Origin of the sequence: Mycobacterium sp. ENV421 (genome assembly GCF_002887815.1) — a bacterium.
In the GTDB taxonomy this organism is placed as follows: Bacteria; Actinomycetota; Actinomycetes; order Mycobacteriales; family Mycobacteriaceae; genus Mycobacterium.
This window is the reverse complement of record NZ_PDHO01000031.1, coordinates 1-15,072: the sequence shown is the minus strand read 5'-3', so window position 1 is coordinate 15,072 and position 15,072 is coordinate 1. Positions and strand designations below refer to the sequence as shown.

Below are 15,072 nucleotides of genomic sequence, written 5' to 3'. Positions count from 1 at the left end.
ATCTCGGCGCTGATGCTGGCGCCCCCGGCGATCGCCGATCCGCCGAGCCCAGCTCCTGACCCGATCCTCGCGCCGTTGGCGCCGGGCCAGGTGGTGCGGATCGGGCCGATCGCCGGCACCGGGACGCCGACCCGCGAGTACGGCATAGGCGCCACCGACTTGTGCGAGTTCATGGAATTCCCAACTGAATTGCTCCAAATCTGCGGGGACAGCTTTGCCGGCCAGGGCGTCGGATTCGGTGGGTGGTTCTCGCCGGTCGCACTGCGGGTGGCCGGCGACTCGGTCGATGATCCCGGCGGCATCCGCTACACCGGCGTCGTCGGGGTGGACAAACCCTTGCTGGCCGACCCCCGGCCGCCGGGTGCTTCGCAGCTGCCCGCGGGGGTGGTGCAGATCAACCGGCAGAACTATCTGCTGGTGACCACCACCAAAGACCTGGTACCGCAGACGTCGCGGCTGGTGAAAGCGGTTGCCGGGCAAGGCGGTTGGCAGACCGTCGCGGGTTCGCAGCGGCCCGCCTCCTACGCCGGCGGCCGTCAGACGCAGATCAGCGGCTACTACGACCCGATCCCGACACCGGACTCGCAGACCGGCTGGGTGTACATCGTGGCCAACAATTTCGACCGGTCCGGGCCGGTGATGCTTTACCGCGCCACGCGAGAGAACTTCACCGACCGTGCGCGCTGGCAAGGCTGGGCGGCCGGTCCGGGCGGCGGCTGGAACAAGACGCCAACCCCGTTATGGCCGGACAAGATCGGTGAGATGAGCCTGCGCGAGGTCGACGGAAAGCCGGTGCTGTCCTACTTCAACGCCAGCACCGGGAACATGGAGATGCGGGTGGCCTACGACCCGACGGGTCTGGGAACCGCGCCGGTGACGACGGTGGTGCAAGCGGGCGACTGGCCCGACCCCGCGGAGAGCTTGCCGCCGCCGGAAGACAACCGGCTGGCGCAGCCGTACGGCGGCTACATCTCGCCGGGTTCGACGCTCGACGAGGTGCGGGTATTCGTCAGTCAGTGGAACACCACGCCGCGCGACCGCGCGCCCTACCGGGTGCTGCAGTTCGCGGTGAACCCGATCAAGCCCTGGTGAGTCCCTCCTTGACCTGCGTGCGCTGCGCCGTCGACCGCATCAAAGCCGTGTGCAGCGGTGAATGGCCCCAGGCTTAGTGTCCGCGCTGACCCGCCACTGACCACGCTGAGCGCCGCGGCGTACCGGGTTGTGGCACCCGGTCGAGCGTGCGCACGTCAAGGCGATTGCGGCATTGGCTGCCATGAGTCTGCGCCTGGTTTCTCCCGAGAACCGAAACGGTATCTGCGAAGCGCGTCGCTTCACAGGTAATTGACAAACACAATAATTCTGCTCGTGGTTGCTCTACGGGGCTCGCCAGCTGCTCTGGCGGGGCTGCTTTAGTGACGCACGAAACTTCGCTCGTATTCGGAATACTTGAATCTGGGCAACTCCCATTAGCAACACCGGCCACAGGACTCCCGCCGCAACAATCAGCGGAAGGCGTTCGTGGGTTCGTGCTGCGCCACCTTCTTCGCCAGAATCAGAGAATATCCAAGCCAGAAATCCGAATAGCGGCACGCCGGACAGGTAAAGGTATAACCACACAGTGGACACTCCTTCACCGCAACTTTCGGAACATAGTTTCAAAGTTCGCTAAAACTGTCTAGTCCCGTAGCGCAGCGCTGGGTGCACCATTCATAGCCAACTCAAAGGCGGTACTTAACCCGCACTGGGCGGCGGGCTCGCATCATCGATTCATGACCGAAACACCCGAGCGGGCCGACGAGCCCGCAACCAGCCCTGTCGCCACTCTCGACCCGCCGCCTCCGCCACCGCCCTACTACGGCCCGGTCCCCGTCGCCACCCGACCCAACCGGCTGTACCAGGCCGTTGCCTGGGTCGCGATCGTCGCCGGCACCGTCTTCATCGTCGGCGCAGTCTTCTTCACCGGCTTCGCCCTCGGCCGCCACAGCGGCGGCGGTGGCGGCTGGCACCACCACCGCGGGGATGGTGACTCTCAACAGTTCCACCACCGGGGCGGACCTGGTGGCGGCCCCGGGATGATGATGCCCGGCGCAGGACCGTGGGGTCCGATGGGCCCCGGGGGCCCGGGTGGGCAGAGCCAGGGTCCGGGCGCCGGCCCCGGATTCGGGCCAGGAGGTCCGGGTGGCGCAGGTCCGGGCGGCACCGTCACCCCGACCCCGCGTCCCTGACCGCACCGCAGACGTGCCCAGCGTCCCACCCCCCAGGGACGCTGGGCACCCTGTTGTTCAGGGATTGCCCCGGAACCGTTTTGGGAGAGTAGAACGGGTCTTGGGTACACGCCTTCTGAAAGGTGCTGACTCCAGATAGGGGAGACGATGACTGAGAAATTTGCGACGACAGATGCCGGTGCACCGGCGCCGAGCCTCGAACATTCCCTGACCGTCGGGCCGGATGGCCCGATCCTGCTCCAGGACCACTACCTGATCGAGCAGATGGCCAACTTCAATCGCGAACGTATCCCGGAGCGCCAACCGCACGCCAAAGGCGGCGGTGCGTTCGGAACGTTCGAAGTGACGCAGGACGTCAGCAAGTTCACTCGTGCGGCGTTCCTGCAGCCCGGCATCAAAGCCGACATGGTGGCCAGATTCTCCACCGTCGCCGGCGAGCGCGGCAGCCCAGACACCTGGCGTGACCCCCGCGGATTCGCTCTGAAGTTCTACACCTCCGAGGGCAACTTCGACCTCGTCGGTAACAACACGCCGGTGTTCTTCCTGCGGGATCCGATCAAGTTCCAGAACTTCATCCGCTCTCAGAAGCGCCTGCAGTCGTCGAACCTGCGGGATCACCACATGCAGTGGGACTTCTGGACGCTTTCACCGGAATCCGCACACCAGGTCACCTGGTTGATGGGTGACCGCGGCATCCCGAAGTCCTGGCGAAACATGAACGGCTACTCCAGCCACACCTACAGCTGGCTCAACGCGGCCGGCGAGTTGTTCTGGGTGAAATACCACTTCAAGACCGACCAGGGCATCGAATTCCTCACGCAGGAGGAAGGCGACGAATTGGCAGGCAGCGACGGCGATTACCACCAGCGCGACCTCTTCGACACCATCGAGGCCGGCGACTTCCCGAGCTGGACTCTGCACGTCCAGATCATGCCGTTCGAGGACGCCAAGACGTACCGGTTCAATCCGTTCGACCTGACCAAGGTGTGGCCGCACAGCGATTACCCGCTACACGAAGTTGGTCGAATGACGTTGAACCGCAACGTCACCGACTATCACGCCGAGATCGAGCAGGCTGCTTTCGAACCAAACAACATCGTGCCCGGTACCGGATTGAGCCCGGACAAGATGCTGTTGGCACGTGGCTTCTCCTACAGTGACGCCCATCGGCACCGGCTCGGGGTGAACTACAAGCAGATCCCGGTCAACACGCCGAGAGTCGAAGTGCATAGCTACTCCAAAGACGGTGCGATGCGGATGCACAACGTGACCGATCCGGTGTACGCGCCGAACTCGATGGGTGGTCCGCAGGCCGATCCCGCGCGTGCGGCTGAGGTGCACTGGGCCTCGGACGGAGATATGGTCCGCTCCGCGTACGCCCTTCGTCAAGACGATGACGACTGGGGTCAGGCCGGCGCCCTGGTCCGGGAAGTTCTCGACGACGATGCCCGAGACAGGTTGGCGCACAACGTCATCGGTCACGTATCCAAAGGTGTCAAGGAGCCTGTGCTGTCCCGGGTGTTCGAGTACTGGAGCAACATCGATGCCGACCTCGGCAAGAAGATCGAGGAAGGCGTGCGAGGCAACACCGGCTAGCAGCCGACATCGACATGAGGGTTGTGATCGGGTGAATTTTCACGACCTTCATGTCGATCTCGCGGCCTGGCATGATCGAAGTCATGAGCATCGAGGTCATCTACACCGCGGAATCGACGGCCAGCGGCGGCGGGCGTGACGGCCACGTGAAGTCGTCGGACAACCGGATCGATCTGGACACCAGGCCGCCCAAGGAAGCGGGCGGTAGCGGCGAGGGCACCAACCCCGAGCAACTGTTCTCGGCGGGTTACGCCGCCTGCTTCCTGGGCGCGCTGCAACTGGTGGCGCGCTCGGAGAAGATCGGACTCGACAGTGCGTCGGGCATCACCGCGCAGGTCGGCTTCGGCAAGGACGCCGACGGCGGGTACGGCATCAACGCCCACCTCATCGGCTACCTCCCCGGACTCGAACAGAGTCAGGCCGAGGACCTGATGAACAAGGCTCACCAGGTGTGCCCGTATTCGAAAGCGACCCGCGGCAATATCGACGTCACGCTGACCGCCAAGGTCTGAGGGTGATGCGCACCGCCGCAGCGGCGGCCGCTGTGCTGGCAGCGGGCGTAGTCGCGGCCGCTCCGGCGCAGGCCCGGCCGGCGGACCCGGGCGTGGTCTCATACGCCGTGCTCGCCAAAGGCTCGGTTGGCAACATCGTCGGAGCACCGATGACGTGGGAGGCAGTGAGCACCGACCCGGTGCAGGGGTTCTGGGTCGATCTGCCGGTCTGCAACAACTGGGCCGACATCGGGCTGCCCGAGGTGTTCAACGATCCCGACCTTGCGTCGTTCAACAGCGCGGTCACGCAGACCTCGGCCACCGACCAGAACCACCTGGTCAAACAGGCCGTCGGGGTGTTTGCGACCGTCGACGCCGCCACCCGTGCGTACCACCGCGTCGTCGACCGCACGGTCGGGTGCGCCGGTCAGACCACCGCCATGCACCTCGCCGACGGAACAACTCAGGTGTGGTCGTTCGGCGGTGCTGCCCCGACGGCCACCGACGCGGTGTGGGTCAAACAGGAAGCAGATACCGATCGGCGGTGTTTCACCCAGACGCGGTTGCGGGAAAACGTGCTGTTGCAGGCCAAGGTCTGCCAGTCCGGCAACGGCGGGCCGGCGGTGAACGTACTGGCCGGCGCCATGCAGAACACATTGGGTCTATAGCGAGGTCGGGTGAACGTCATCAACGGGTCAGCCGCGGATCGACGAAACTTGTCGGTGCGGTCTGGAAGATGGATGTCATGACGTTCGCCGTCACTTCGGAGTCGGGCCGGGCACCTTGCGGGTCGGGTGCCGAAGAACGAGTCCTGAACAGCTCATCCTCGGCTGCCTTGCACATCGCCGGCGCTTCACTGGACGACGGTCCGATCGGTCGGGTGGGTCTGGAACTCGAAGCGCACTGCTTCGATCTGGCTGATCCACTGCGCCGCCCGGGCTGGTCGGAACTGAGCGACGTGATCGCCACCGTCGGACCGTTGCCCGGCGGCAGCGCCGTCACCGTGGAACCGGGGGGCGCGGTCGAACTGTCCGGCCCGCCGGCCGACGGCCCGGTGCCGGCCATCGCCGCGCTGGCCGCCGACCGGGCGAGGTTGTGTTCGGCGTTCGCCGACGCCGGCCTCGGCCTGGTGCTGCTCGGCGCCGACCCGCTACGCCGCCCGCATCGGGTCAATCCCGGCGCCCGCTATGAGGCGATGGAACAGTTCTTCGTCGCGTCCGGGACGGCCAGCGCAGGGGCGGCGATGATGACCTCGACGGCCTCGATCCAGATCAACCTCGACGCCGGTCCCCGCGACGGCTGGGCCGAGCGGGTGCGGCTCGCCCATGCGCTCGGCCCCACCATGATCGCGATCGCGGCGAATTCACCGTTGCTCGGCGGGGACTTCACCGGCTGGGTGTCAACCCGTCAGCGGGTGTGGAGTCAGCTGGACTCGGCGCGCTGTGGGCCGGTCCTGGGCGCCAGCGGTGACGATCCGTGCACTGACTGGGCGCGCTACGCGCTCAAGGCACCGGTGATGTTGGTGCACAACCCGGATCCCGTCGCGGTCACCGAGCACGTGCCGTTCGCGGACTGGGCCGACGGACTGGTGCTGCTCGGCGATCGCCGCCCGACCACCGCCGACCTCGACTACCACCTGACCACGCTGTTCCCGCCGGTGCGCCCCCGCCGCTGGCTGGAAATCCGGTACCTCGACAGCGTGCCCGACGATCTGCTGCCCGCAGTCGTGTTCCTCGTCGTCACCCTTCTCGACGACCCGGCCCTCGCCGAACTGGCCGCCGAGGCCGTCGAATCGGTTGAGACGGCGTGGGACCTTGCCGCGCGGGTCGGTCTCAAGGACGACCGCCTCTACGAAGCCGCCAACCGATGCGTCGCGCTCGTCGCCGACCGGGCCCCCGCGGAATTATCCGAGTCCATGCGGCGGTTGGTGCACAACGTGGAAGAAGGCCGCTGCCCAGCCGACGAATTCGCCGATCGGGTCATCGAGCGCGGCATCGAAGGTGCCGTCCTGCAGATGGCCGAGGCGACGGCGTGATCGCACGCGAGACGCTGGCCCGGGACCTCGAACGGGCCCGCCAGCGCACGTGGACGCTGACCGACTTCGACGACGCCGAGTTGCATCGCCAGTACAGCCCGCTGATGAGTCCATTGGTCTGGGACCTCGCCCACATCGGGCAACAGGAGGAGCTCTGGCTCCTGCGCGACGGCGACCCGAATCGGCCGGGGATGCTGCCCGCGAACATCGAAGGCCTCTACGACGCCTTCGTGCACACTCGCGCCAGCCGCGTCGATCTCCCGCTGCTGTCACCGGCGCAGTCCCGCGCCTACTGCAATACCGTGCGGGCCGCCGCACTCGACGTGCTCGACACCTTGCCCCACCGCGATGACGATGCCGAGGTCGCGTTCCGCTTCGGCTTGGTGATCAGCCATGAGAACCAGCACGACGAGACAATTTTGCAGGCACTCAACTTGCGCAGCGGCGCACCGATTTTGGCGCATCGGATGACGCTGCCGCAGGGCAGGCCCGCGTTGGCCGGCAGTTCGGTTCTGGTGCCCGGCGGCCCGTTCGTCCTCGGCGTCGACGCGGCGACCGAACCGCTGTCACTGGACAACGAACGCCCCGCCCACGTGGTCGATGTGCCGGCGTTCCGCATCGGCCGGGTACCGGTGACCAACGCCGAATGGCGCCAGTTCATCGATGACGGCGGCTACATCCAACAGCGATGGTGGTCACCGCGCGGATGGGAGCACCGGCTCCAAGCCGAGTTGAGCGCACCGGAGTTCTGGAATCCGGACGGCACCCGAACCCGATTCGGCCACGTCGAGGACATCCCCGGCGACGAACCCGTCCAACACGTCACTTTCTTCGAAGCCGAGGCCTACGCGGCGTGGGCGGGCGCACGGCTGCCGAGTGAAGTCGAATGGGAGAAGGCCGCCGCCTGGGATCCGGAGGTCGGCTCGCGCCGTCGTTACCCGTGGGGCCCGGAGGAACCGACACCGCACCGGGCCAACCTCGGTGGGCAGGCGCTGCGCCCCGCGCCGGTTGGGGCCTATCCCGACGGGGCGTCTGCCTATGGCGCCGAGCAGATGCTCGGAGATGTGTGGGAGTGGACCACGTCGCCGCTGCGGCCATGGCCGGGCTTCACACCGATGATCTATCAACGCTATTCGGAGCCGTTCTTCGACGGTGACTACAAGGTGCTTCGCGGTGGTTCGTGGGCGGTGGGCGCCGACACGTTGCGCCCCAGCTTCCGGAATTGGGATCACCCGATCCGTCGGCAGATCTTCTCCGGTGTGCGCTTGGCGTGGGACGTCTGATGTGCCGGCACCTGGGCTGGCTGGGCGAACCGGTGGCGATCGCCTCGCTGGTCCTCGACCCGCCGTGCGGGTTGAGAGTTCAGTCCTATGCCCCGCGCCGGCAGAAGCACGGGTTGATCAACGCCGACGGCTGGGGTGTGGGCTTCTTCGATGGCGGCGAGGTGCGCCGCTGGCGCAGCGCGTCGCCGCTGTGGGGCGATGTCTCGTTCGCCTCGGTGTCACCGGCGTTGCGTAGCACTTGCATTGTCGCAGCGGTGCGTTCGGCGTCGGTCGGCATGCCGATCGAGGCCAGTGCGTCTGCCCCGTTCAGCGACGGCACCTGGCTGCTGTCCCACAACGGGGTGGTCGACCGCGGCGTGTTGCCCGTCAGCGCGGCGGCCGAATCGACCGTCGACAGCGCGATGCTTGCCGCGCTGATCTTCGACCGCGGACCGGAGAACCTCGGCGATACGATCGCCGAAGTCGGGGTGGCGGATCCGGGTGCAAGGTTGAACATCATGGCCGCCAACGGATCTCGGCTGCTGGCCACCACCTGGGGTGACACTCTGTCGGTGTTGTGCCGCAGTGACGGAGTGGTGCTGGCCAGCGAACCCTATGACGACCACCCCGACTGGCAGGACATCCCGGACCGGCATCTCGTCGACGTGAGCGGGGGACAGGTGACGCTGACCCCGCTGAAAGGATCTTTGTGACGTTCACGCTGTCGAACTACCTGGCCGCCGACGCTGCCGCCCAGGCGCTCCGCGACGATGTGCTGCACGGCTTGGCGCAGACACCGAAGTCCTTGCCGCCCAAATGGTTTTACGACGCCGTCGGTAGTGACCTGTTCGACCAGATCACCCGGCTGCCGGAGTACTACCCGACCCGGACCGAAGCGCAGATCCTGCGATCCCAGTCGGCGGCGATCGCCGCCGCAAGTGGTGCCGACACACTGGTGGAACTCGGCAGCGGGACGTCGGAGAAGACGCGGCTGCTGCTGAGTGCCATGCGCGACAACGGGTCGCTGCGACGATTCGTGCCGTTCGACGTGGACTCGAGTGTGTTGGAACTGGCCGGAGCCGCGCTGGAGCACGAGTATCCGGATCTCGACATCGACGCGGTGTGCGGCGATTTCGAGGAACATCTGGCCAAGATCCCCTCGGGCGGTCGCCGGTTGTTCGTGTTCCTCGGGTCCACCATCGGCAATCTGACCGCCGCCCCACGCGCGGAGTTCCTCACCGCGCTCGCCGACGTACTCGACCCCGGGGACAGCCTGCTGCTGGGCACCGACCTGGTCAAGGACACCGAACGCCTGGTTCGCGCTTACGACGACAGCGCCGGGGTGACCGCGCGGTTCAACCTCAACGTGCTGACCGTGGTCAATCGAGAACTGAACGCCGACTTCGACATCGACGCCTTTGAGCACGTCGCCCGCTGGAACCCCGACGAGGAGCGCATCGAGATGTGGCTGCGCGCAATGTCTCCGCAGGAGGTCACCGTCGCCGGGCTGGATCTGCGCGTCGAGTTCGCGGCAGGCGAAGAGATGCTCACCGAGGTGTCGTGCAAGTTTCGGCCCGAGGCCGTCGCGCACGAGCTGCAGGCGGCCGGGCTGCGGCGGACGCAGTGGTGGACCGATGAGGCCGGGGACTTCGGGCTGTCCCTGGCGGTGAAGTGAGCGCACCCGACGCTCTGGCTGACAGCTGGCGGGAGGCACGGCTGCCCGCGGCCGGTGTGCACCTGGACAGCGCCGCGTGTTCACGCCAGAGCCTGGCGGCGATCGATGCGGCTGCCGCACACGCCCGCCACGAGTCGGAGGTGGGCGGCTACGTCGCTGCGCAGGCGGCCGCTCCGGTTCTCGACGCCGGCCGCGCCGGTGTGGCCGTGCTGACCGGAATGTCCTCGGACGACGTCATTTTCACCACCGGATCGGGCAACGCGCTACAACTGCTGCTCGGCGTGTGGCCGATGGAACGGACCGTGGCGTGCCTGCCCGGCGAGTACGGCCCCAATCTGGTGGAGTTCACTGCGCGCGGCTTCACCCGGCAGGAGCTACCGGTCGACAGTTTGGGCCGGGTCGACCCGGATGCCGCCCGCAACACCCTGGCCGATGCGCCGCCGGCGATGGTCCACCTGACCGCGGTCGGCAGCCACCGCGGTGTCGTACAACCCGTCGCCGCGGTCGCGGAGGTGTGCCGGGAGATCGGCGTCCCGCTGATCGTCGATGCCGCGCAGGCGCTGGGCCACATCGACTGCGTGGCCGACGCCGACGCGGTCTACTCGTCGTCGCGCAAGTGGTTGGCGGGCCCGCGCGGGGTAGGAGTGCTGGCGGCGCGTCCGGCGCTGGCCGACCTGTTGCAGTCCCCGCCGTGGGCCGGTGCGGTATCGGCGTTGCAGTGCCTGGAGTTCGGTGAAGCCAATATCGCTGCGCGGGTTGGCTTTTCCGTCGCGGTGGGACAGCACCTCGCGGCCGGACCGGAAACGGTACGGCAGCGGCTGGCCGCGCTCGGACGTCAGACCCGCGCGATGCTGGCCGAGGTGCAGGGCTGGCGAGTGGTGGAACCCGACGACGCCCCGACCGCCATCACCACGTTGGAGCCCGCCGACGGCGCCGACCCCGTGCAGGTGCGAGCCCGCCTGATCGACGAGCACGGCATCGTGACGACTGCGGCCGGAGTGGAGCGCGCTCCGCTGGAGCTGACGACGCCAGTGCTGCGGATTTCGCCGCACGTCGACGCCGGCACTGAAGACATCGAGGCGCTGGTCGCCGCGCTGCGCGCCGTCACCTGACCGACCAGCAGAACCCGCATGGGCGTGGGGGTGCGCGGTACTCAGCCCGCCTTATGTGCGCTGAGCAGGTAGGCCGGCATCATCAGGCGGCCCTTCGCGTCGAGTTCGAACGGCATCGCCCCCTGGGGCAGGTCGGCGAACGCCGGCTTGTGGGAATGGATCTTCGCCGGCCGAATGTCGTCGATCACGAAGTACTTCGACACCGCGGCGCGTAGCTCGTCCTCGTCGACCTCGTTGGGCTTGGTCTCGAGGTGCGGCGGGAAGGCGCCCTTTGCGAAGACCAGAACATAGAGCCGCGCCCCGGGTGCGGCCGCCCGGTGGATCGCACCGAGGTAGGCGTCGCGGGCGCCGACCGGCAGCGAATGGAACAGCGTGCTGTCGATGATCGTGGCGAACTGCTCGTCGTAGCCGGTGAAGGAGGTGATGTCGGCGCACACAAAGGTCACGTGGCTCAACCCGCGCTGCCGGGCGGCTTCGGTCGCGGCCGAGATCGCCGTGGGCGACACATCGATACCGACGACGGTGCTGCCCGTCGCCGCGAGGGCCAACGCGAGTTCGGCATGCCCGCAGCCCGCGTCCAGCACATGACCGCTGACCATCCCGTCCCGGACGAGAGCGGCCAGTTCGGGCTGCGGCTCACCGATATTCCACGGCGGCGGCCCGGCGAACGCGCCCTCCTCTTTATAGGCGCCGTCCCAGTCCATCACCTCAGAGTCCATGTCCGTCAACTTACAAGGACTCGCTGTCACTCGGTGATGTCCCAGGTGTGCACTGGCTCGTTGCTGTGCATCAGGGAGCAGTAGCGCCGCAGCATCTCGGCCAGCGCCTCCGGGCGCGCCATGCCCCGACCCTGCAGCGCCTGCACCGTCGCGACCTGCCATGCCGACCCGTTGCGCCCCGTCTTCGCGCGGCCCTCGATCACGCCGAGATAGCGGTCCCGTACTTCGGCGGCCACGCCCCAGCGGCGCAGACCCTCATCGGCCATCGGCAGCAAGGTGCGCAGCACAAGCTCGTCGGGCGTGATCTCGCCGAGCCCGGGCCAGTACAGCCTGGCGTCCATGCCGTGCCGAGCGGCTTCGATGAAGTTGTCATGTGCCGCAGTGAAACTCATCTTCGTCCACAGCGGACGGTCCTCTTCGGCCAACACTCTCAAGGCGCCGTAGTAGAACGCCGAGTTGGCCATCATGTCGACGACCGTGGGCCCGGCCGGCAACACTCGATTCTCCACCCGCAGGTGCGGCCGACCGTTCACGACGTCGTATACCGGCCGGTTCCAGCGGTACACCGTCCCGTTGTGCAGCCGCAGTTCGGACAGAGCAGGCGTGCGGCCTGCCGCGAGCTCGGCGACCGGGTCCTCGTCGGACATCTCCGGCAGCAAGGAGGGGAAGTAGCGGACGTTCTCTTCGAACAGGTCGAAGATCGAGGTGATCCACCGTTCCCCGAACCACACTCGCGGACGGACGCCCTGCGCCTTGAGTTCGTCGGGCCGGGTGTCGGTGGCTTGGGCGAACAGCTCGATGCGGGTCTCGGCCCACAACTGGTGGCCGAAGAAGTACGGCGAATTGGCACCGAGGGCGAGCTGCGGGCCGGCCAGCACCTGAGCGGCGTTCCAGTTGGCGGCGAACTCGGCCGGGGAAACCTGCAGGTGCAATTGCATACTGGTACAAGCGGATTCGGGAGCGATGGACTCCGCGTGCATGCTCAGCCGCTCAGGGCCGGTGATGTCGATGAGGATGTCCTCGCCGCGGGCGGTGAAGATCGAATCGTTGAGTGCCTGATAGCGCAGCGACGGACTCATCCAGTGGCCGGTCAGATGCTCGGGCATCAGCGTCGGCAGGATCCCGATCATCACGATGTGTGCGTCGTCGGTGTTGGCCTTGGTCTCCGCGGCATTCAGGCTCGCACGAACCTCGGCCTCCAGCTCCAGTGCCGTCCGACCGGGTAGAGGTCGTGGTGGGACGTTGAATTCGATGTTGTAGGCACCCAATTCGGTCTGGTAGGCCGGATCGGCTATCGCGGCCAAGACCTCCTGGTTGGACATCGCCGGCTGGTAGTCATCGGTGACCAGGTTGCACTCGATCTCCATCCCGGTCAGCGGCCGGTCGAAGTCGAAGCTGGATTGGGCCAGCATCGTTTCGAACACGTCCAGGCACAACTGGACCTTGCGCCGGTACTGCTGCCGGTGCGCCCGGTTGAAGGTGGCGTGCTTGACCTCGTCGCCCATGGGGTCGATGGAACCGGTTCAGACCAAGCTGCGCAAGCAAATCGCCATCAACCGCGCCGGCGTGCCCGCAGAACCTGTCGATCGAACGGGTTGGTGCTGACCTCCACCTCGACTCCGGCGTGGGCGCCGAGCGCCCGCAGCGCCGACGGGCTGTAGGAGCGCAGCGAGCTGACCAGTCCGTCGTGCACGAACGGCCACCACACCAGTGGCGCCATCGCCGCCAGCTTGGCGATGTGCAGAAGCGAGGGCATCCGGGGCAGATCGATGACCAGGAGTTCGTTGGCCACCCGGGTGCCTTCGGCGAGAACCAGGGCGGCCTGGGTGGGCGGCAGATGGTGAAACGACAACGCGAAGACGGCCAGGTCGAACGCGCCGTCGTCGGCGTCGATCGCGGTCGCGTCGATGGTGCGCACGGTGGCGCGGGGGTGCTCACCGAGGTCGGATGCCGCGATAGCCGCGACCGACTCGGCGTTGACGTCGGAGATCGTGACGTGGGCGGTCGGATGCTGCTCGAGCACCCGGCGCGACAACGCTCCGTGACCGGCGCCGAGTTCCAGAATGGCGGGGTCGACGACATCGGCGACCTCGCGCAGCACCAGTTCGGCGTTGCGATCGTGTTCACGGAACAGGTTGCCGATCACGTCCAGCGCCGTGACGATGCCGCGCTTGACCTCGTCGTCGACGTCGTCGCGGTCGAGGTATTCCGGACGGTTGGTCTCCAGCAGGCGATCCAGACACGACGCGTCCGGGCCACCCCGCGGCATGTCGGCGATGTCGGTGATCTCGGATGCCATGTAGGCCATCATGGACGAAAGGTCGGCTGCCTCGGCAGCATCGCACGTCAGAGGAGCACCGTTGGCTGACTTCGTCGCCTCGATTGACCAGGGCACCACCAGCACCCGCTGCATGATCTTCGATCACAAGGGCGCCGAGGTGGGCCGACACCAGCTCGAGCACGAACAGATCCTGCCGAAGTCCGGGTGGGTGGAGCACAACCCGGTGGAGATCTGGGAACGCACGCAGACCGTGGTGGTCTCGGCGTTGAACAAGACGAAACTGTCCGTCGAAGACCTCGCCGCGCTGGGCATCACCAACCAGCGGGAGACGACGCTGGTGTGGAACCGCAAGACGGGACGGCCGTACCACAACGCGATCGTGTGGCAGGACACCCGCACCGACCGGATCGCAGCCGCCCTGGACCGGGATGGCCGCGGCGACATCATCCGCCGCAAGGCGGGCCTGCCGCCGGCGACGTACTTCTCCGGCGGCAAGCTGCAATGGATCCTGGAGAACGTCGACGGCGTACGTGCCGACGCCGAACGCGGTGACGCGCTGTTCGGGACGCCGGACACCTGGGTGCTGTGGAACCTGACCGGGGGAACCCACGGCGGTACGCACGTCACCGACGTCACCAATGCCAGCCGCACCATGCTGATGAATCTGGAGACGCTGGACTGGGACGACGAACTGTTGTCGCTCTTCGGCATTCCGCGCGCGATGCTGCCGGATATCCGACCGTCGTCGTCGCCCGAGCCGTACGGGGTGACGTTACCCGGCGGCCCGCTGGGCGGTGAGGTGCCGTTGACCGGCATCCTCGGCGATCAGCAGGCGGCGATGGTGGGGCAGGTGTGCCTGAGTCCGGGCGAGGCCAAGAACACCTACGGCACCGGTAACTTCCTGCTGCTCAACACCGGCGAGAAGATCGTGCGCAGCGAGAACGGGTTGCTGACCACGGTGTGCTACCAGTTCGGAGAAGCGAAACCCGTTTACGCTCTTGAGGGTTCGATCGCGGTGACGGGTTCGGCCGTGCAGTGGCTGCGCGACCAGCTCGGCATCATCAGCGGCGCGTCGCAGAGCGAGACCCTGGCGCGGCAGGTCGCCGACAACGGTGGCGTGTACTTCGTGCCGGCGTTCTCGGGGCTGTTCGCGCCGTATTGGCGTTCGGACGCGCGTGGGGCGATCGTCGGGCTGTCCCGCTACAACTCCAACGCCCATGTTGCCCGCGCGACGCTGGAGGCGATCTGCTATCAGAGCCGCGACGTGGTCGACGCGATGGAAGCCGATTCCGGTGTGCACCTCGAGATTTTGAAGGTCGACGGCGGGGTCACCCAGAACGAGCTGTGCATGCAGATCCAAGCCGATGTGCTGGGCGTGGACGTGGTGCGCCCGGTGGTGGCCGAGACCACCGCACTGGGTGCGGCGTATGCCGCCGGGTTGGCGGTCGGATTCTGGGCCGATCCCGATGACCTGCGAGCCAATTGGCAGGAGGACCGGCGGTGGTCGCCGGAGTGGGACGACGACCAGCGTGAGGCCGGCTACGCCGGATGGCGCAAAGCCGTGCAGCGCACCCTGGATTGGGTGGAGGTCTGACGAGTTGGGCGCGGTTTCGTGCGCTGTCGGGCGTTGTCAAGCTGCGTGGAGTCGGTCGGTGTCGTTTTCAGCGGGGAGGTTG

Annotated in this window: 14 protein-coding genes; 11 read left to right on the top strand and 3 right to left on the bottom strand. The window is 67.0% G+C overall.

The annotated features are described in order from the left end of the window. Positions 1 to 12: 12 nt before the first annotated feature. The 10 genes from CRM90_RS24785 (at position 13) to egtE (ending at position 10,396) form a co-directional block, all read left to right on the top strand. Positions 13 to 1,092, top strand: coding sequence for a DUF4185 domain-containing protein (locus CRM90_RS24785; RefSeq protein WP_102809598.1), 1,080 nt, complete (start codon positions 13 to 15; stop codon positions 1,090 to 1,092). A gap of 677 nt (positions 1,093 to 1,769) precedes the next feature. Next, positions 1,770 to 2,225 (top strand): hypothetical protein, encoded by a 456-nt coding sequence (locus tag CRM90_RS30775; RefSeq protein WP_199190042.1) that lies wholly within the window; start codon positions 1,770 to 1,772, stop codon positions 2,223 to 2,225. 147 nt (positions 2,226 to 2,372) lie between these two features. Beyond that, a complete protein-coding gene (locus tag CRM90_RS24780; RefSeq protein WP_102809559.1) occupies positions 2,373 to 3,821 on the top strand; it encodes a catalase in 1,449 nt (482 codons plus the stop codon). Between the two features lie 83 nt (positions 3,822 to 3,904). Then, positions 3,905 to 4,333, top strand: a complete 429-nt coding sequence (locus CRM90_RS24775; protein WP_199190041.1) for an organic hydroperoxide resistance protein — start codon at positions 3,905 to 3,907, stop codon at positions 4,331 to 4,333. 5 nt (positions 4,334 to 4,338) lie between these two features. Beyond that, entirely contained in the window at positions 4,339 to 4,980 is a 642-nt protein-coding gene (locus CRM90_RS24770; RefSeq protein ID WP_102809597.1) for a sensor domain-containing protein, read from the top strand. A 77-nt stretch (positions 4,981 to 5,057) separates the two neighbouring features. Beyond that, on the top strand, positions 5,058 to 6,347 hold the full coding sequence (gene egtA, locus CRM90_RS24765) for an ergothioneine biosynthesis glutamate--cysteine ligase EgtA (RefSeq protein ID WP_102809596.1): 1,290 nt from the start codon (positions 5,058 to 5,060) through the stop codon (positions 6,345 to 6,347). Continuing rightward, the gene (gene egtB, locus CRM90_RS24760; RefSeq protein ID WP_102809557.1) at positions 6,344 to 7,630 is read left to right on the top strand and encodes an ergothioneine biosynthesis protein EgtB; all 1,287 of its coding nucleotides are present in this window, start codon (positions 6,344 to 6,346) and stop codon (positions 7,628 to 7,630) included. Before egtA ends, egtB begins: the two co-directional genes overlap by 4 nt. Then, the gene (gene egtC / locus CRM90_RS24755) at positions 7,630 to 8,322 is read left to right on the top strand and encodes an ergothioneine biosynthesis protein EgtC (RefSeq protein WP_102809556.1); all 693 of its coding nucleotides are present in this window, start codon (positions 7,630 to 7,632) and stop codon (positions 8,320 to 8,322) included. The genes egtB and egtC overlap by 1 nt, the downstream gene beginning before the upstream one ends. After that, positions 8,319 to 9,284 carry an L-histidine N(alpha)-methyltransferase gene (gene egtD, locus CRM90_RS24750; protein WP_102809555.1) on the top strand — a complete coding sequence of 322 codons (966 nt, stop codon included), beginning with the start codon at positions 8,319 to 8,321 and terminating at the stop codon, positions 9,282 to 9,284. Before egtC ends, egtD begins: the two co-directional genes overlap by 4 nt. Then, entirely contained in the window at positions 9,281 to 10,396 is a 1,116-nt protein-coding gene (egtE, locus tag CRM90_RS24745) for an ergothioneine biosynthesis PLP-dependent enzyme EgtE (protein WP_102809554.1), read from the top strand. Before egtD ends, egtE begins: the two co-directional genes overlap by 4 nt. 41 nt (positions 10,397 to 10,437) lie before the next feature. Here egtE and CRM90_RS24740 read toward each other — a convergent pair whose 3' ends face one another. Genes CRM90_RS24740 through CRM90_RS24730 form a run of 3 tightly spaced genes read right to left on the bottom strand, consistent with a single transcriptional unit; the run spans position 10,438 to position 13,423 of the window. After that, positions 10,438 to 11,115: a class I SAM-dependent methyltransferase gene (locus tag CRM90_RS24740; protein ID WP_102809553.1), complete on the bottom strand. Its 678-nt coding sequence runs from the start codon at positions 11,113 to 11,115 to the stop codon at positions 10,438 to 10,440. 26 nt (positions 11,116 to 11,141) lie between these two features. Beyond that, a complete protein-coding gene (locus tag CRM90_RS24735; protein WP_102809552.1) occupies positions 11,142 to 12,620 on the bottom strand; it encodes a glutamate-cysteine ligase family protein in 1,479 nt (492 codons plus the stop codon). Between the two features lie 47 nt (positions 12,621 to 12,667). After that, the gene (locus CRM90_RS24730) at positions 12,668 to 13,423 is read right to left on the bottom strand and encodes a class I SAM-dependent methyltransferase (RefSeq protein WP_102809595.1); all 756 of its coding nucleotides are present in this window, start codon (positions 13,421 to 13,423) and stop codon (positions 12,668 to 12,670) included. A gap of 1 nt (position 13,424) precedes the next feature. Here CRM90_RS24730 and glpK point away from each other — a divergent pair, with 1 nt between their 5' ends. Further along, positions 13,425 to 14,990 (top strand): glycerol kinase GlpK, encoded by a 1,566-nt coding sequence (gene glpK, locus CRM90_RS24725; RefSeq protein ID WP_199190040.1) that lies wholly within the window; start codon positions 13,425 to 13,427, stop codon positions 14,988 to 14,990. The last annotated feature ends 82 nt before the right edge of the window (positions 14,991 to 15,072 follow it).